The sequence below is a fragment of the Streptomyces sp. DH12 genome (assembly GCF_020873895.1).
GTDB lineage: Bacteria > Actinomycetota > Actinomycetes > Streptomycetales > Streptomycetaceae > Streptomyces.
The window spans coordinates 1-442 of record NZ_JAHWGT010001165.1 but is presented as its reverse complement, the minus strand read 5'-3'; the positions used below and the strand labels follow the sequence as shown (position 1 = coordinate 442).

The 442-nt window shown below is 50.2% G+C and carries 1 protein-coding gene; it reads right to left on the bottom strand.

Annotated elements, in window-relative coordinates; genetic code table 11:
* Positions 1-117: 117 nt before the first annotated feature.
* The coding region (locus LPA54_RS39060) for a hypothetical protein (RefSeq protein ID WP_228985140.1) at positions 118-442 on the bottom strand (325 nt) is incomplete at its 5' end.

The following is a 442-nucleotide window of genomic DNA, read 5'->3' as shown; positions in this document are numbered from 1 at the left end:
ACAATGCTCCATTCGCCCGACTACTGCCTCCGCTCCCTCAAATCCAAGGAGGGGAGACCGCAAAGGTAAGAGGTATCCAAACATCTAGCGGGACTCTCACTCACTAGTTAATGGCTACTAGGGAGCACTATCAGCCGTAATCAAGGCCTGAGCCGCATCGAGCAACGAAACAGCCTCACCATATGGCAGGGACTGAATTTTGGAGAGGTTCGGCAGCAGCATGCTCATTTGATCCGCGAAAGCATACTCGCGATAGCGCTCTCGATACTTGTTACCGATCAGCATCATTTCGATCAGTTCAGCATCAGTACACGAAATGACCAAACGCGCATCTAGTTCATTATTCCTCTTTACGATTTCCGAAGCGTTCAAATCCGCCAAATTGACCTCTACAAAGAAGCGCCCATGGAGCCAATCGTTACGTGGAAGCTCTGCGCCTAAC